Origin of the sequence: Syntrophus sp. (in: bacteria), assembly GCF_040768185.1 — a bacterium.
GTDB classification, from domain to species: domain Bacteria; phylum Desulfobacterota; class Syntrophia; order Syntrophales; family Syntrophaceae; genus Syntrophus; species Syntrophus buswellii.
On record NZ_JAXGNC010000002.1, the window covers coordinates 1 to 18,365 of the forward strand.

The 18,365-nt window shown below is 48.6% G+C and carries 16 protein-coding genes; all 16 read right to left on the reverse strand.

The genetic code is table 11. The annotated features are described in order from the left end of the window. Positions 1-87: 87 nt before the first annotated feature. Positions 88-1,347 (reverse strand): glycosyltransferase family 4 protein, encoded by a 1,260-nt coding sequence (locus tag AB3175_RS02985; protein ID WP_367359458.1) that lies wholly within the window; start codon positions 1,345-1,347, stop codon positions 88-90. A gap of 809 nt (positions 1,348-2,156) precedes the next feature. Then, the gene (locus AB3175_RS02990; RefSeq protein WP_367359459.1) at positions 2,157-2,576 is read right to left on the reverse strand and encodes a hypothetical protein; all 420 of its coding nucleotides are present in this window, start codon (positions 2,574-2,576) and stop codon (positions 2,157-2,159) included. Positions 2,577-2,587: 11 nt separating this feature from the next. After that, positions 2,588-3,397 (reverse strand): hypothetical protein, encoded by an 810-nt coding sequence (locus AB3175_RS02995; RefSeq protein WP_367359460.1) that lies wholly within the window; start codon positions 3,395-3,397, stop codon positions 2,588-2,590. Next, a complete protein-coding gene (locus AB3175_RS03000; RefSeq protein ID WP_367359461.1) occupies positions 3,394-4,503 on the reverse strand; it encodes a glycosyltransferase family 4 protein in 1,110 nt (369 codons plus the stop codon). The genes AB3175_RS02995 and AB3175_RS03000 overlap by 4 nt, the downstream gene beginning before the upstream one ends. Before the next feature lie 63 nt (positions 4,504-4,566). After that, complete coding sequence (locus AB3175_RS03005) at positions 4,567-5,934, reverse strand: hypothetical protein (protein ID WP_367359462.1); 1,368 nt, start codon at positions 5,932-5,934, stop codon at positions 4,567-4,569. Next, positions 5,924-6,466 (reverse strand): hypothetical protein, encoded by a 543-nt coding sequence (locus AB3175_RS03010; protein ID WP_367359463.1) that lies wholly within the window; start codon positions 6,464-6,466, stop codon positions 5,924-5,926. Before AB3175_RS03010 ends, AB3175_RS03005 begins: the two co-directional genes overlap by 11 nt. After that, on the reverse strand, positions 6,420-7,112 hold the full coding sequence (locus tag AB3175_RS03015) for a hypothetical protein (protein ID WP_367359464.1): 693 nt from the start codon (positions 7,110-7,112) through the stop codon (positions 6,420-6,422). The genes AB3175_RS03010 and AB3175_RS03015 overlap by 47 nt, the downstream gene beginning before the upstream one ends. Positions 7,113-7,312: 200 nt before the next feature. Further along, positions 7,313-8,761, reverse strand: coding sequence for a lipopolysaccharide biosynthesis protein (locus AB3175_RS03020; protein WP_367359465.1), 1,449 nt, complete (start codon positions 8,759-8,761; stop codon positions 7,313-7,315). Positions 8,762-9,039: 278 nt separating this feature from the next. Next, a complete protein-coding gene (locus AB3175_RS03025; protein ID WP_367359466.1) occupies positions 9,040-10,188 on the reverse strand; it encodes a GNAT family N-acetyltransferase in 1,149 nt (382 codons plus the stop codon). Between the two features lie 23 nt (positions 10,189-10,211). Continuing rightward, positions 10,212-10,814 (reverse strand): hypothetical protein, encoded by a 603-nt coding sequence (locus tag AB3175_RS03030; protein WP_367359467.1) that lies wholly within the window; start codon positions 10,812-10,814, stop codon positions 10,212-10,214. Between the two features lie 53 nt (positions 10,815-10,867). Further along, positions 10,868-11,692, reverse strand: a complete 825-nt coding sequence (locus AB3175_RS03035) for an amidohydrolase family protein (protein WP_367359468.1) — start codon at positions 11,690-11,692, stop codon at positions 10,868-10,870. Then, positions 11,689-12,957 (reverse strand): (Fe-S)-binding protein, encoded by a 1,269-nt coding sequence (locus AB3175_RS03040; RefSeq protein WP_367359469.1) that lies wholly within the window; start codon positions 12,955-12,957, stop codon positions 11,689-11,691. The genes AB3175_RS03035 and AB3175_RS03040 overlap by 4 nt, the downstream gene beginning before the upstream one ends. Before the next feature lie 12 nt (positions 12,958-12,969). Next, positions 12,970-14,025 carry an FAD-dependent oxidoreductase gene (locus AB3175_RS03045; RefSeq protein ID WP_367359470.1) on the reverse strand — a complete coding sequence of 352 codons (1,056 nt, stop codon included), beginning with the start codon at positions 14,023-14,025 and terminating at the stop codon, positions 12,970-12,972. Next, complete coding sequence (locus tag AB3175_RS03050) at positions 14,018-15,115, reverse strand: heterodisulfide reductase-related iron-sulfur binding cluster (protein ID WP_367359471.1); 1,098 nt, start codon at positions 15,113-15,115, stop codon at positions 14,018-14,020. Before AB3175_RS03050 ends, AB3175_RS03045 begins: the two co-directional genes overlap by 8 nt. A gap of 4 nt (positions 15,116-15,119) precedes the next feature. Continuing rightward, entirely contained in the window at positions 15,120-16,175 is a 1,056-nt protein-coding gene (locus AB3175_RS03055) for a 4Fe-4S dicluster domain-containing protein (protein ID WP_367359472.1), read from the reverse strand. Between the two features lie 575 nt (positions 16,176-16,750). Continuing rightward, positions 16,751-18,358, reverse strand: a complete 1,608-nt coding sequence (locus AB3175_RS03060) for a Gfo/Idh/MocA family oxidoreductase (protein ID WP_367359473.1) — start codon at positions 18,356-18,358, stop codon at positions 16,751-16,753. Positions 18,359-18,365: the final 7 nt, after the last annotated feature.

An 18,365-nucleotide genomic window follows, 5' to 3' on the forward strand; every position in this document is an offset into this window, starting at 1 on the left:
CCTATCTAAAAGATATTTTATGTTCCTTTGGATTAACTTAGTGTCCACTGAATTTCTGATATAAAAAAGGCTTGATGGTAAAATCCGTCACCTGATGGGACCTGCCAAGTGCTCACAAAGAGTTCCATATCTCTTTCCTAGAATCGACCATTCAAGATTTTCAAGCGCATAAGATTTCCCCCTTCGTCCCATCTCCTTTCTTTCGAGTTCCGTCATTGTGACAAACGTCCTCAAGGCATCGTCCAGCTGCATGACATTGTAGGGCTCAATGCTTATGCCGCTTCCTGAGTCTTCGACAGGGTTGTTGCTCGCTTTTACTGCGTATAAGATCGGGCGTCCAGCTATCAGATAATCTCCTAATTTATTAGGACTGATGCCAAAGCGGAAAACAGGCGAGTTTTTCAGGCTCATAAAACAGACATCCGCCTGCAATATAGCAGATATAATGGCTTTTTTAGGGATTCTTGGAAGAAAACTGACAAAATCAATGTCATCATGATGCTGACGATCCACGAGCTTATTTTTATCTACACCTGAACCTATTAAGATAAAATGATATGGAGCTTCACGACTCTTTAAGACTTTTTTCAGATCAAGAATCTGATCGAGAGCGTTTGGGGGCCCATGAGCACCGGCATAAACAACAATCATTTTTCCCGATTCACGGCATTTATCAAAAACAGCCTGATGCTCTTCAGGTAAAGGCTCAAAAGGAGGATTCCATTCCTCCAGATCGACTCCATTTGGTATATAATGATATCGGTCAGGTAAAAGGCCTTTTTTGCTCATATACTCAACGGCATCGGGGACTAAGCTGACAACGGCATCAGCCTCCCGGTAAGCCATCTTTTCAATGTGTGACATCCATAAAATTAATGGGTGCCATGGAGGAACTCCTGCCAGTTCCACAAGGCTTAACGGCCAGATATCCCGAACTTCAAAGATGACTTTCGCACCACACAGCCGGGCTAATTTTTTTGCAGCCGGGTATGCAAAGATATGAACACAGGAAGGAATCAGAATATCGGGCTTCGGCAATTCACCTGAACGCACTTTCCCGGCAAGATGTTCCACCTCTCTTGAATAGTCAAGCATGTTGAGGACCCTGTATATCCCGTTACCCGTATACGGGCGGGTAGGCACATGATAATAAGAAACACCCTCATAAGCCGTTACATGGTTAATGTCCTCAACGGGCGCCGGCTTAATCCTTGTGTGATGATCAGAAGCCGCCACAATCAGAGGTTCGTGCCCCATATTCATGAGCGCCCGGGCAAGGTACAAGGATCTGCCCGGGGTACCGAATGATGAGGGTTTGGCATAATGGTTCAGATACCAGATATGCATGATATTAACGATCCATCATTTCATAAATCGAACACATTGTGTCTATGCAGGGGATTGATTACAACACCGAAATAGGTGAAGCACACACAGGAACTTTTTTCCCGCTACGTAACGGGACAAAGGCCATGATACTTGATCATTTTTGCCAAGCCAAGCATAACGCCGGGATGTTCTCTCTGTGAATGCTGCAATTTAGCGCTGTTATATTTATAAACGACTCGATAAACATTGCAATTGACTGTGCACAGATCCAACCATCGTGCAGCGGCATTGCTGAAGTCACTCCCCTTGCGATCATCGCTTCCGTCTACAAAAACAGAGAGTCTGTTGTTCTTGCAACGATAAGTGTTCAAAGTGTATTCGCAAATCTCCAGTCATTTCGGCTGAAGACAATATGTTTTGCGGCTTCACCATAGCAATTCAACATCAATCGCTCCGTGTGATATATCCTCCAGCCTGCCCTTACCAGGTCGATATCCCCAAACATACGAATTATTCTTTCCCAAAGACAGGTTATTACGCAGCGTCAAGGCGAGAGCTTTCGACTTGACGAGATATCGTTTCTGCCTGATACCAGCAATAAAGGACTCTTCAATCCCCATGGTTCCATTGAACGCTATAGCAGCATTACGAACAGCCTTATTCGGCTCGTCACCCCTCATTCTATAGTAACCCTGACCACTGACTCGATCCATCCACCATTGATCATTGAATTCCGCAACGGCTTCCTCGGCAAGGCCAATTATTTGCCAGCAACTCCCCGATAATCGGCTTCAGTTCCTTTCTTTCTTTAACAAGAGCGGCAAATTTTACGAGGGGATCGACAGTATTCCCGTCCCCAGGATGGTCACAACAGACACTTTACCCTTGCTTCCTTTGGTCGTACCCCATCCGGATCTCATTCGCCCCGTATAATCCTTTATGCCGCGCTGTTTGTCCGTTGTATTATAGACATCCTCAGCCTGTGAGACAAATTTTTCAATATACTTTTTATTCCCCGTTGCTTCATACATGACCAGATAAGCTTCCAGAAGGTAGCTTTCCGCCCATGACAGCACATTGGCCTCATTGGTCTTTTTACTATGACCTTGGCCACTGTTGATTGCAAAGTCAAAGCGATCAAACTGGGCAATCATTTTTTCTCTTTCATGACCATAGGCAATGCCGGTCACACTCATTAAAAACATCAAAAAAAAGACGACGTTTAAAAATGTTATCTTTCCCTTCATTTGTCCTCCATCTATTTGCAGGATTGCAATTCATTCATTGCGTCAAGATAATTTGAAAATTGATACCCCTCTTCCTGTAAATAAGAAATAACCCACTCATACCATGACTTGAAAACCTGAAAGGCTTCACTGTAATAGCGGTCATGAAATAACAGAGAGAAATAACGATTTCCGCTCTTCCGTGATTGCTCAATGATTCTGATCGTGTTCTCCTGAATGGTTTTGAAATTCGGCTTTCCTGCAATTTTCTTGTTCTGCACGACGCGACCATCCATAACGTGGATTGGGAACTCCCACATGCTTCCGATTCTAAAGGGATCTGCCTGATCGTAAACAGTCGCGTCGAATGCATACCCAGCTTCGGCAAGCAAATTGAGCGTTTTGGGGTCATTTCTCAGGTAGTGCATCCTGATCCCGAAGGTATCTGTCCCCGAAATTTCCTTGAACAGACGATGCTCTTTCTGGATGGCGGATTCGCTGTTATAAGCAACACCATGAAGACCTGCATGAAAACCTTCCGACCGTATCCGATTGATCCAGGGCTCAACATTTTTCAAAGAATAACACATCCCTTTCCCATGGGCCACACCAAGAAAAAACGTAGCTGGAACGTGGTGGGCCTTATTAAAAGCCATTAGTTCTGCGATGTTTTCCCATTTATTCGCCCTAAAGCATTTCAGCCTTTCTATCAGTTCATGCAGGGATATCTTGTTAAAACCATACTCAAGAATCGCCCTTACAAGAAATTTTGGAAGGACCAGATCGTAGGAATGCTCCCAGACGGTAAGATGATCAACATCATGAGATACTATGATTTTCATCCGGCAATTCGTTTATACAAATTAATCAATTTTTCTCCTTCATTATGCCAGTTATATCGATCATAAATGGCTCTTTTACCTCTTTCACCCATTGCTTTAGCTTCTGCGGGATTCACCAGAAGCCACTTTACAACCTCGGATATTTCCTCAACATTCAAAGGGTCCACAGTTATGCCGCATTTTGCGCCATCCACGATTTCTCTCCATAACGGAAAGTTGGACGCAACCACAGGAATGCCCGCCATCATATATTCAAAAAGTTTGTTCGGCTGGGACATCGTATGATTAGGCGCCGGATGGAAAAGAACTAACCCCACTTTGGATTTTGACAACAGATCATCGACAAACTGTCGGGATTGCCAACCATAAAAAAGCGTATTTTTCCACCCCGGCAGCTTGTTGAGATACTGTTCCAGTTCTTTGTCCTGCACACTCCCGGCAATGTGAAGTTGCCACTGAAGAGCATGGGGTAGAAGGGAAACGGCTTCTAGCATTTCTCTGGCTCCTCTCAAGACAGACATTCCACCGATGTATGTTATCACTGCGCCTCTCTTCTCATATGGCATCTCAACAGAAGGATTGAAATTTTCTATCTGTGGAAAATTTTGCACAACCACAGTCTTCGGAGAAGCAAACTGTCTGGCAATTTGGGGAGTCGCGGCAACAATGCCATCGAATGTATTCGCACTAAATGATTCTATGAATGAAAAAGCGTTGGCAACGAGATTGCGCAGGGATGAATGAATCCAACGTTTTTTTGCGATGGATGCCTTATAATCTTCGTGTACATCATAGATAACTTTTTTCCCCATTAATTTTAGTAAGATGCCAATCGAAATCAGCTCAGGATCATGAAAATGGTATGTTTCCGCATTTTCTTCAAGTGCTAATTTTAGTGTTGACAGGTTTAACCTGATCATCCGATCCATTCGATTGTTCGGCTTTGAAAGCATGCGGATCTTAATACCATCAATCTCTTCATCGCACTCATGCTGAACAATGTACGTCACGGAATATCCCGCCTGGCTGAGCGTTTTGCATTGTTTATGAAAAATCCGGTTACTGAAACAACCGTGAACCGTCGAAAGATGGCACACTTTGCACATAGTTGATTAATTCCTTCTTGATTTGCAGGCTGGATATCAAAAAGTTCTGGCTTATCTGCAGCCCTAAGCGATCCCTGAAAATCTATGAGCTTGTTCCGAATAAGTATCAGACTTTTCTGGGTGAGGATTATAGAGAATATGCCGGGACAGCCAATACTTAAATGCCAAAATGGATGAACGTTCTTCATACAGCCATAACATCATCATTCCAATCAACAGGCCGTTGGACAAAAAAGAAGAAAAAAGAGCCGTGTTGCTCAATTTCTGAAGGGGAATAATGACAGCCGATAAAGCCAAGCCGACATCTATATTCTTCGCACAGGAATCAACGAAAACCAATACAAGCCCTAAAATAAATGAGAAAGACAGCATTCCTGCGAAACCGAATTGCATATATGCGTTACCCAAATACCCGGTATTCATGTAGGTATTTATATTTTCCGCGTAAGTCAACCCCATTAAATTCGCGATGGCCACACCGGACTCTTTGTAAGGCGTATCAATCAGCCCCAGCGTTATCCTGGAATTCGACATGTAAACAAACTCGTTTTTTGAAAAATAATCATAATAATTATAGGTTACATTAGCGGGAACGAAAAAGACACGTCTCACCAACAGGGATGCGGGAAATTTCACGATGTCTTCACCGCGGAATGCGTAGAGAATGGATAAACTCAAGACAAGTACAATCAGTATGGACCTTGAAAGATTTTTACTTCTAACGGCAATAAAAAGACAAACAATGGCCAGCGGGGTAAAGAGAAAGCTTTTCTGTGCCAGATAGGCATAAAGGATCAACTGGACACCTAACGGAATCAGCAACCGAAAATATCGCTTCTGATAGCATGCCAGTCCGATGAGAAATGTATTGATCGCACAGGCGAGCCATCCGATCATATAGTTTATCAGCTGTGAACCACGTTCTGCCTCACCCCTGACTTCATAAACAGCGGCAAGATTGAAAGCCTTGAATGTGGGTAAGCCATTTTCTTTGATCAGCACGGAAAGCACAATCAAAGAAACAAATGTTACAAAGGCGTACATGGCGATGCTGCCATACTGTAGTTTTTTTATTCTAGCGGCAGGAATGATCGTTCTTACAACCATTGTAAGGACAAAACTGATGACGAAGAAATAAAAATAAGACCGTTCCTTATCGGTCAATGCATAAAAAGAGCAGAAGGGAACAACCATGAAGAGGAATAGAAGCTTTAATACAATTTTTGATGGAACGTCGTCATCCTCGGGCAGCATTAAATATAGAAGAATGATTAAAAAATAAGATTCAAATAATTTCGTGATATTTATATTCAGCCCATAACCTGCATACGAAAAAAATTCATAAACAAATTTAACATACAGCACTTCCAGAAATGCTTTAAATAGGAGCAGCAGGATGATGTTTATAATTTGATTTTTCTTAACAAGCATTATTAACGTTCCAAAGGTTGCCGACAATATCTTCCGTGTTTAAAAAGTTGTATTTCTTTAATCCTTCCAATAGATCTTTATATGCAGCCCCCTTGGATGACAGATCGAAAGTTTCAAAGATGTGTGTGTGAAAATTGATAGTCAGCACACCATGAACGAGCGAAACTTCATTGGCAAGCGAAAGGACTTCTCTGACGATTTCAGATTCCGCATCATTGGCGTTATCCATATAAATCATTGGAATTTCTAATATATTCAATTGCCTGTCCGCATGGATATCAAAGGGGTGATAGGGCCAGCAGGTACCCGCACGGAATCCATTGCCAGAACGCCAACCCACGTTCGAACAGACAGAAACACCGCACGCTTCTGCCATTTTCCATGAGTCAGGATAATGAACAAGCAAATGGTGATTTCTCAACACATTGACTGTTTTACCCAGTGCATGCTCAAGATTTCTCTGCTGGTTTATCAGGTGGCCTTTATCAAATGGCTTTGTATCTACCGGGATGCAAACCGATTTCGTTGCCATCCCCCACAAGATGACGTAATAGATTTTTCGCCTTGGGGTTTGATATAGGATATCGAAGCCGTTCACCCCACGATATGCCTCTTCGAAGCCCCATGAAAAAGTAGGTGCTTTTTAAACGATGTTCTTTTTCCAGTTCTGCCAGTTTCTGAATGCTTTCATAGATTGAATCTTCTCTACTTTTCAAATTTCTGAAACATTTCCTCAACCAATAACGTCCGTTTTCTTTATTTCCCTGTACCAGTTGTTTTGCCGCGAAAAATAACCAGACAGGGAGTTTCAACAACAACCCATACTTGATCATCAACCTGTCGACATCATGTGTTGCCCAAACGGCCATTTCTCCTCTTTCACCCCAGGGTTTTCGCCTGAGCAGAGGAAAACCAATTTTTTCTTCCATGACTTTGATAAGTTGAACAAGCAGGAGATCAAGGACAGGCCGTTTCCATTGACCTTTCCTGTATGCCAAGGACTTGCAGAGAAGGAATCTCCCTTCCCTGTCCCAGCAATCACTGTTATCACACTGTAACGTTTCCTCTTCACGATTCAGTATCCACAACGCAAAAGAAATCAAGTCAATGTCAGCTTCAATGATCGAATCATCTGCCTTTATCCAAGGTGTTCCTTGACTTATCTTGTCAAACACCAAGGACATCTCATCAAATGATCTCTGTTTCCGAGGTATATAAATATTCAGCTTCCTGTCTGAGAATTTTGTTTTTTCCCCGGTTCCGTAGGATAGATGAAGAGAATTCAAACGAGACCTTATGATTCTGTCCGAGAGGATATCACAAAACCAGGATACCTTTGCCGTATCGGCACGACGTGAAGAATAAGATATTTTTCCAGTTATTTCCATAACTTTTTAATTTGTGTCACGTGTTGACGGGTCACCACTCGTGTTACGATCAATAGCACCAAATAGAGAGAAACGCCGACAAGAGTGGTCAGAATTAGATTAAGCCATGATTGAACTGGCATCCAAGAAATACAGATCCCCATGAGAATGGAGATCGCTATGATTTTCAGGATCAATCTCCAAGGCAGGGAAAAGGTAATATATCTGCGTGCCCATAGGGAGATGATGAGCGCCATGACAAAAAACGTGACAAACCGCGCTATGCCTGCCCCAAGAAGTCCAATGTGGCTGATAAGAACATATCCGAGTATGTAGTTCACAACTGCAGTGAAGATGAAAAGCGCCGGGAGAAGATAGGTTTTTTCCATCAGATGGATTACATACAGATGATTCTGATAAATCATCAAAGCCAATCCGGAAAACATCAGATAGCCCACGAGATCGGGGGACACACTGTAATCTTGGCCTGCCAGCAGCGGGATCAATCCCTTGGAAATGACATACAGCCCGACGATCACAGGTGCACCGAAAACAAGAGTCAGGGTTGCGGCCTGAGAAAAATACCGGCTTGCTTCCTCTGTGTTGTCCGGACGCCATGAAGCCGCCGCCCGGGGAAATAAAACATAATTGATCGGACTCAAAACCACTGCAAGAAGATTTGAAATCTGAAGACTTACCCCGTAAACACCCATATAACTCAACCCCAGCAGATGGATGATCAGCAGCCGATCAACGGATTTTGTGAACCAGAGAAAAAGGGAATTTACGATGAGAGGTGCAGAATAGGGAACATATTTCTTGACCAGGTGAAAGGCAAGATCAGGACGCCTCAAAGGGAACGGTACGCCGATCTGGATCAATATCCAAATAAGCAACACGCTGTCACCAATGATGCAGATGACCAGCAGATAATTTACGTCAATGCGCAGTAAATAGGCAACGGTAACGGCACTGATGAGCCAGAGTGTTGACAGCAATTCTCGCAGGGAAAGGGTCTTGATCCGCTCCTGTGACCTGAGCACAACAAATCCGATATGCATGCAGGCATGAATGGATATCCAGACGGCAGCGAATAATAAAAGAACATAAAATCCCGCCGTGCCGAAAATCAAATTTGAAAGAAGATGGGGAAATAAAAAGATGGAGGAAACAAAAATCAGACAGCAGCATGCGGTAATCGTGAAAACAGATTTGATGACGTCTAGCTTGTTATCTTCGGAAGCAAGATATCGGAGCAGGGCTGTTTCCAGCCGTAAGCTGAGCAAGGGAATTAATATTTCTTTAATGAGAAGAATTTGCAGCCATAAACCGTATATTTCTGGGGAATAGGTCCGGGTCAGAAGGGGGAGAACAATAAATCCCCTGATGGTGACGGGCAGATTGAGGAGTAAGCGAAATAAGATATTTTTAATAAACCGGTGTTCGGCAGTTGTAGGCATATTTCAACCGTTGGAACAACGTAAGTCCATGAATTTATCTGGCTGCAATTTCGAAAGGCTGAACTGCCCGTGAGCATTGGAATGATTTATTTGTATTGTACAATTCGAAATGTCTGTATAGTTAAAAATTTATTTGAATTTTCAAAAGCTGAAACAGCAATGAGAGGAATTATGTTGAACACCGACGTCTCTCATTTCAATGCCGGATAAGGCCTCCCAGGTATCGAGTCCAAATTATCTATCTTGTGCAATTTGCGCCAGGAAAGGCTGAATAATGTTCAACTCGATCTACCTTCCTTGATCAGGTCCGTAATATACCAGTTGCAGGGATCCAGTATGTCTCCAGAGGTATCAACCGTCTCTGATACAAAGACGTTAAACGGATTCTGTCTTTTGTTTTTTGACGTAAACATCCCAATGGAATGCGTTGGATTAAAAGACACAAAACCATTTTTGCGAAACATCTTCTTCAGCAGCATATTATGACTCAACGTCGTACACCTGACCGCACCAGCCCCTTTCTTTTTTGCGTAGAGGATAAGGGCTTGTATCAGTTCAGAAAATATCACCTCGTCCTTTCTGTCCACCAGAATGTCCATAACATGAATCATCGTATCCTTGGCTTCGTAAAAGATAATATAGCCTATGAGACTTCCTCTATCGTAAGCGCACAGATAAGAGTGATTCTGATAGGGATTGCTGTTGATCCTCCAATCAAGATAAGAACTGGTACGGTCAATGCTGACACCGTATTCTCTTTTGTTGCAGATCCAAAGACGTTCAATATCTGCAAGCGAAACCTCGTCTTTTTTACGTAATCTAATGTCATGGAGGATTTTTTTCCCTGGTTTGAGTGCAAAAAAGAAATAAACCAAACGGGAAATCAGCAAAGTAAGAAATTTTACAAAACGAGAATCACCACGGACATACTTATTCAGTTGGGTCTGTAATGCCTTACGGATATAAGCGTTGTCTGTTATATAAACAAAATGGATCCAGGAATCAAAGGCGATGTAGCCAAGTTTACGGCGGACAGCACCAGGTGCACCTTTCGTCATATTTCCAGAAGTCGTGAAAAAGAGCTGAAATCTCTGCCGGGCCTCTTCGAAGGATTTTTTTTCATGGGGGAAATAAATCCCCTTCCCCCGGTAATCGGGATGGCACATGCAATTTTCAGTTTTTCCGGCAAGGAAGGGTTTTCCCCAGACGCTGAAGGGCGTGGGGATCAGGCTGTACTGGGCCACCAGTTGATCCCCCTCCGCTCGGTCCTCGTCAAACATGAGCCTGACAAAACCCGGACCATCCCACGTATGGATCCACTCCCAGTCATATTCGGATTGATTCCGGTCTATATTCGCGACGAGTTTATACAATTTATTGATGTTGTGTTCGTCGCCGCGCTGATACTCCCGCGTCTTCAGCTTCATTGTTCCAGAATGACGCTCCCCCCCTAAACTTTCAGGTACTGCAGATACTTGTTGATGTCGTCAGGGGAAAACATATAGGGCGCCGACTCGCCCGGGACAAAATAACCTTCCGGTAATTCAGCTGTTTTTACGGCTGGATAGCCCATGTACACCCCCGGCTCCATCAGATCCTTCACGACAACGGCACCGGCGCCGACAATCGCATTCGCGCAGATTGTCATGCCGGCTCTTATGGATACCGTACTGCCTATAATCGAGGCGTATCCAATGCGTGTAAGCAGAAAGACCTTTGCGATGCTCCTCTGGTGCCCAACGTTCCGGGTATGATTCGTCATGATTCCGGGGCCGATGAAGGCCTTGTCTTCAACGATCACCGACTTGGAAATCGTTGCGCCGGTTCTGACATTCACGTTGTTCCCGATGATGCACAGTCCCGTTGTTTTGCAGTAATCCGCAAAATCGATCTGGTTCTTGAACCGCGTCCCACTTTTAAGGACGACGTGATTCCCCAGCTTCACATCATCCCCGACAACAACATCCGGTTCGATACACACAAAGGAGCCGCACTTGAAATGTTCGCCATGAATAAAATCTTCCGCGATGTCGCAGTATTTTCCTGTTTCCATCTCTACCTCCGTCAGGATTACTATGATCCCGGTTTCCCTGTCCCCGTCGATGTTCAGAAGGGAACCGGTTCGCCGTATAATGCATCCAGAACATTCTGGTGGAAAAATAGCTCCTGCGTCCTCTCCTGGAGCACTTTCTTCCAGCGCTGAACAGCCACTTCAAAATCAACCAGGGGATAATCCGTCCCGAACAGGCATTTGCCGCGCAGATAGGAGTTGGCTGCATACAGGAACTCCGGCGCCATGTAGATGGGATTGAGGGCGCTGAATTCCAGGTAGATATTGGGGTGCCTTTGAGCAACAACCAGCATGGGAGGGCCAAAACCGTTTCCCCCGTGGGAGACGATCATTTTCAGTTCCGGGAAATCCACGGCCACTTCATCGATGTACTGCGGCTGGCCATGCCACATATAGGAGCCGCGCCAGAAATGAACAGAGCCATGCACGATGACAGGAATCTTCATCAGTTCACAAAGGCCGTAGACGGGATACATATGCCGGTCGTGGACATCCCTCTTATGGATGTGCGGTGTGACCTGGATGGCGGCAATCCCCTGCTCCTTGTATTTGCTGATATCTCTCAACGCGTGGCGGATACCGATCTCCACGCTGACACCGGCCACGGGAATAACCCTGTCGTACCTTCTGGATAATTCCAGGACGTGTTCATTTTCAGCGTCACCCATCCCGCAAACCACCATGCGTTCAATTCCGGCACGCTCCGCATAGGAAAATTGCTCCTCAACCGGCATGACACTCAGCCTGGATTTCATTTTGTAAAGGGAAACATAATCCCGGTAATAGGGCTTCAACTCCGTCGTCCACGGCTTGAGCATCAGGTCCGTGCGCATCCTTACCCTGGCATCGATGATTTTCATGAAAACACCCCTTCTCTCAGCAGTTCACAAAGATCCATCACTTTAAGATCCTGATACCTTTCTTCCCCCCTGGCGCTTTCTTCCAGCATGGCCAGACAGTAAGGGCACGCCGTTGCCAGAATGTCCGCACCCGTCTTCAAGGCCTCTTCCAGCCTGATTTCCGCAAGCCGCTCACCCCTGGCGGTATCCCGCCAGACTCCGCCTCCTCCTCCGCCGCAGCAAAAGCTCTTTTCCCCGGAATGCTCCATCTCAACGAGCTCTATCCCCGGGATATTCCGCAGGACCTCTCTGGGCTCTGTGATGATGGAGTGATGCTTGCTGAAGAGGCAGGGATCGTGGTAGGCAACCCGCTTATGAACTCCGTTCCGGACCGGCAGGGCACCCTTTGAAATCAATTCGTGCAGAAGGATGACGAAGGGATAAACCTGGCATCCGCCCGTTTCAAGGCCATCGTACCTGTTTTTCATGACGTCATAACAATGGGGTGAAAGGGTATAAATCCGCTTCGCTCCCCACTTAGCCAGGTTCCTTGTATTGATCGCCTTCAGGCGCTCAAACGTCCCCTGATCGCCTGCCCGCAATGCGGACTCTCCGCAACAGACTTCGGCCTCACCGAGGATATCGAATGCCACTCCGGCCCGTTGAAGAAGTTCCGCCGCCGCCCTTGCGATCTTTTGAGCACGCTTGTCATAGGATGGCAAACAGCCGACAAAAAGCATGACCGCATCCTGCCGTCCCGAAGTGTTTCCGGAACGATCGCGATCGGCATGCCACTCTCCACGCTGGCTCTGGTCTTCTTTCCAGGGGTTCCCAGCCGAGGACAAAGAGGACAGAACGCCCTTGATCGATGCCGGGACATAGCCGGCTCCCTGCTCCACCACCAGGCTCCGCAGGCTGATCATGACATCGAGAAAGGGGATTTCATAAGGGCAGATCAGTTTGCACTGCCCGCACTGGGTACACAGCCACAAATCCTCGCCGGAAAGGTCCAGCAGGCCCAACCGGGCTTTCTGAATGAAGGAACGGGGCGAAAACCTGGCATTTGTCTCGAGCTTCGTGTGCGGACAGCCTTCCGTACAGATTCCACACTGGAGACAGCGGTCCAGGGCAAAATATTCCATGCTCATCTGGCGCAGCGCCCGCTCCATCAAATGAGAGGATTCATCCATTTGGACAGATCGGTCTTCACAGAGACGCACGATCTTTCCCTGAAATCTCCATCCGTAATCGGGCTGGCCTTTTCCCCCGCTCCCCGTCTTCGCCATTACATCCCCTGGTTATCCCCTGCCCTGATGTAATCGCTGCAGGTACAGGGCGACCTCTCCGCCGGCGGAGAAACCGTCTGACAGGCAATCCCGGATCGGCTTCAGCCCCGAGATGCTGCCTGCCAGAAAAACCCCTTCCTGATGGGTTTCGTAAGGGGACAGATAGTCGTCCTTCGCCTGGAAAAATCCATAGGGATCGAGCTCCAGACCGAGCCAGGCCGCAATCTGGGCCCCATCGGAACAGGGGGCCATTCCCACAGACAAGGAAACCACATCAAAGGCACCTTGAACAGGCCTGCACATGAGGGTATTTTCCGCGCGAACCTGAATGTCCCCGTTGGGCAGGGCACTGCACTCGGATACCCTTCCCCGGACGTATTTCACGCCCAGTTCCTGGGCATACTGGTACATCTCTTCGAATCCCCTGCCGTAAGTCCTGATATCCATGTAAAAGCAGGTTACATTTGCGTCCGGGTGTCTCTCCATGATTTCGATGGCCTGCTTGGTGCTGTATGAACAGCAGATGCGGGAGCAGTAGGGATTTCCCAGCCGCTTGTTCCGTGACCCCACGCAGAAAACGATGGCCACCCTCTGGGCCGGCTGGCCGTCCGACGGGCGAAGAAGCTTTCCCTTCGTCGGCCCCTCCGGATCCAGAAAAAGCTCCAATTCCGGGGCGGTGATGACATTCGGATACACCCCGTATCCGTACTCGCCCTGCTTTCGTGCATCGAATACCTCGAATCCGCAGGTGAGGATCACGGCGTCCGCACAGACGGCATCACCGCTCGTCATGGCAAGTTCAAACCGTCCGTCTTGACGCGCCATGGTCCGGATGGACGCATTCGTCAACACCCTGATGCGCGGCGACCTCCTGGCCTTGTCGATCAATTCCGCAACCAGCGCCTTGCCGTCCTTGAAGTCGGGAAACAGCTGGGCGTATCCTGTCACCTTGCCGCCGAGATTCGGCGATTTCTCGATGATGATGGATTCAATCCCGTATCGATCCAGGGAAAGGGCAGCGCCCAGGCCGGCCACTCCGCCTCCGATAATGGCCACCCGTTTATCCATTGCCGCTCTCACCTGCGGAAACCAGTTCCATCTCTGCCGCAGCCTCCAGAGGCCGGCCGTCCAGGCCGACCCAGGCCTTTGACGGGTCATAGGGGATCCCGATCTTGTCCAGAAGCGGCTCCACGGGAACCGTATGAAATTGGATCCCCGCGGTATTGTAAGGATCCCAGCCCATCAGCAGACCGGCCAATTCCTGATAGGTAAGCACCGGAACAAAATATTCTTCCCCCGTCATTTCATAAATGGCCCATTGCTCCTTATCGAGAAAAACCTGGCAGCCGGGGCAGTTTGTAAGGATCAAATCCGGCTGAAAGGGAGCCATGCTTTTCATTTTCTTGTAGACACTTGCCATCGTAGCTCCCCTGTTCGGAGAAATCATGCATTGGCGGAATCCCATGCCGCAGCAATGGCGCCTCTCCGGGTATTCCACGTTTTCCCCGCCCCATGCCTTCGCCATCCCGGACAGAACCTCACAATAATCGACACCACCCATGGCATGCTTTTCCGGGAACAATTTGCTGTAATGGCAGCCGACATGATCCACCACCCGCAGGGGACGGCCCGTTTTTTCCTCCACGAGCTGAAACTTCATGAATTCATCCCGGATCCGGTTTCGGTAGCGGTAGTAGACATCACTGGTATGCACCAGGTATTTCGGAATTTCGAATTCGCGCCCGCAGGATTCCTTAAGCAGCCTGTCCATTTTTTTCTTCAAGCCCGGTTCATGCTCATAGAGATCCTTGCATTCGCAGTAAGCCCCGAAAGAGGTTACGCAGGTGGGCGTGACAGCGTCCATCCCCGCTTCCTGTGCGATCGACCACAGCCGGGCGATAGTCAGAAGGGTTGCCTCGATGGGCACAATGTCGCCATGGTAGCCAATCGCGGAGCAGCAGGTCCATCCGGATTGCGCATCGGTGCTTGTCCCCCAGTTGAGCCCGAGCAGGTCATAAAGTTTGGGAACCATGGCCTCCGATCCGGGATAAAGAGTCCCCAGAATACAGCTCAATGTCAGGAAATAATTATTGTCCGGAATATCCTTGACATACCGTTGCCATGCGGATTCGCGCCCCTCATGATGAATGACGTTCATGATTCTAACCCTCGCTTTTCACTTTTTCATGATACGAGTCCAGGGAGATTCCCAGCTCCTCGGCCTGCCTTCTGGCCGCCTCCTCGATGCGCTCCCACAAATACAGCACTCCCCCCGCCTGCCACAATTTTCGCACCTCATCGAGGGTATCCGGATGAACCTTTCTTCCCGAAAGGGAGCCGTCCATATCCGGGCAGGCGCCAATCCGTCTGAACATCTCTTCCTTGTGCTTGAAATAAAGGGCAAACCGCGGCCCGAAATCTCGATGGGCAATGGGCTCCGGATTGCGGAAATAAAGCGTGCAGGCGCGGTTCCAGAGGTTGCCCCCCCACAGGTGGCGTGCGGCAAACTGCTGCCTGCCCCGGACGCTTTCCACATGGTACCCTTTAATCTGGCTGAGCTGCCTCAGCGAGGAAATCATCCCGAAGGGGCTGTTCCCTCGTGGGCATTTGGGCTTGCACGATCCGCACTGGTGGCAGTACCAGATGGTGTCCGATTTCAGCAATTCAATGATTTCCGCCTCATCTTTCTCCTGAACGATCGTCATGATCATCCGTGGACTGAAATCATAAAACTCCGCCGCCGGGCAGAGGGCCGTGCAGGCGCCGCAGCTCATGCAACTGCTTATTGAATGCCGGGAAATAATGTGATTTTCAATCCACCAGACGCATGATTTCTCTTTTGCCTCCTCATACCAGCGGGTCACTTCCCGTTGCTGCTGAGAGTTTTCTCTCCAGAGCTGCTGTTCCCGATAATCCTTCTCCCTTTCAAAGGCAGTCCCGAAGAGGTATTGAATGTTGGGGTAGAAAAAGCCTTTCTCCCATTCTATCTTTTCGTCACGAAGGGCCTCATACAATCCAATCACTTCCTCATCCGGGAGGTCCGACAGATAGTTTCTGAATGTCTCCTTCTCGTCCACCGAAGTCTTTGAACGCTTTAAAAAAGCGATGAACTCCCCATGCTTTTTTAAAACGGCGTCTTCCGGAATACGATCTGTCTCAAGGCCTGCGCCTTCCCTGTGGCCGGGATAATTCTCATTTTTTAAGTCAAAGGGCCTCATGGTCATTTCTTCACCGATTGCTTTTAAAAGTCATGGCGGCCTGCAGGAACATAAAATCCCCGAAAGCCTTCCCGAAAAAACCTCTGTCAGGAGGGGAAATCAAGCGGAACGTTCAGGATAAACCGCTCAATCTCCACTAAAAAAGGCTGAAAGCCCTGTCCGGAACTGTGCGATGCCAAAGACATCCCCATCTTCCGGAAATCGCTGACGGCTCACCCGGCGCCGCCGCTCACATTCTCTACCATAATAGTAGACAATAAAAAAAGCTGCCTGTCAATTAAAATTAGCGGGACTTGTCTCGCTTTTTCCATGCTGGCGGGATCGGTGAGGATGCACTGGCTTGTTTCTTTACCGCTGCACCATATCGGGGAGGGATAACGATCAGTAGGAATTGAATTTTGGAATATTCGCTGCCCATTGCGGGCATAAGCCATGGACCGAGGGCGGATGAGAAAAGGGCCTGCTTGAAAAGCTCTCGACATAAGCGGAGCGGATGTTCTTAAAGCAGATAGCGCTTATCCGCTTCCCCGGCCCGGTGGACGGGCATCTTTGATGGCTGAAATGGACGTCACCCCCTATTCGACGGGCGAAACGCGCCGGGTCCCCTCTTCCTTTTCCTTGGACAACCGGTACCGTTTTCCGCACTCGCGGCATTGTCCCTTGCTGTCGTGAAAATCAATCCGGTTACCGCATTCGCACATCCACCCCTTGATCTTTGCCGGGTTGCCCGCCACCATGGCATAGTCGGGCACGTCCTTCTTCACCACGGCACCGGCCCCCACAAAGGCATAGCGGCCCACGGTGTTTCCGCAGACAACGGTGCAGTTAGCCCCCAGACTGGCCCCCTTGCGAACCAGCGTCGGCCGGACCTCCTTCATCCGGGAGATGGGGGAACGGGGATTATAGACATTCGTAAAGACCATGGAAGGGCCGCAGAACACGTCATCTTCCAGGGTGACCCCTTCATAGACGGAAACGTTATTCTGAATTTTTACACCGCTGCCGACGGTTACCTCGGGCGAGACCACCACGTTCTGCCCGATGTTGCACTTTTCCCCGATCCTCGCCCCGTTCATGATATGCGAAAAATGCCAGATCTTCGTCCCCTCACCAATCGAGGTCCCGTCATCGACAACCGCTGACGGGTGCACAAAATAGGAAGGGGAAGGAGGGGCTTCGACTGGCGGCTTCACCTGGTCGGCGGCTTTTTCCTTTTCCTCCAGGGAATGCTGGCTGATCTCCAGGATGCGGAGCACCCGCAGCCCTTCTTCGCCGGAGGTCAAGGGCGGCTGCCCGGTCTCCATGGCGCTCAGGAAAGCCCGGCATTCCGCTCTCAGGGGCTCTTCCCAGATCGCGGACAGGTCGATGGACTGACTGTCCGCCTTCACCGGCACCGGTGCGCCGTCCTTCCAGTTGATCGTGTGGGGATAAAGAACGAGTTTTTCCTCGACGGAAAGGGTATCATCAAAAACCAGCATCCCTTCGCTGCCCACGACGACCAGGCGCTGCTCCTTAAAGGGATTCAACCAGCTTACAAAAATGTGAGCCCCGATCCCGGAGGGAAATTTCAGATTGGTCATGGTCACATCTGGGATCCGCGCATGGAGAAAATTGTTTCCCACGGAATCGACATAGACGGGCTCTTCGCCTACAATACCCAGAACGACGGAGATGTCATGGGGGGCAAAGGACCAGAGGATGTTCTCCTCGCGCCGGATCTTTCCCAGGCTCAGCCGGCGGGAATAGATGTACTGCAGCCTGCCGATCTTTCCTTCATTGATCATGGCCTTCATCCGGATGACGGCCGGGTGGTAGTTCAGGATGTGCCCCACAAAAAGGGCCCTGCCTTGCTCCGCCGCAAGGCGGACCAGGGCGTCGCCGTCGTTGTAAGTCAGGGACAGGGGCTTCTCCACGAAGACGTGCTTCCCCGCATTGAGGGCCGCACGGGCCAGATGAAAATGCTGCGCCGCCGGTGCGGCGATAACCACCCCTTCAATATCCGGATCGTTCAGGGTGGCACGAAAATCATCGGCGACAGCCACATCCGGGTAATCCTCCAGGATCTGCTGACGCGTCTGCGGCTCCGCATCGCAGACCGTTTTCAAGACTCCCAACTGCGAAAAATTCCGTACGAGGTTCTTTCCCCAATAACCGGCGCCGACAACGGCGATATTCCTTGTCATCCCTGCT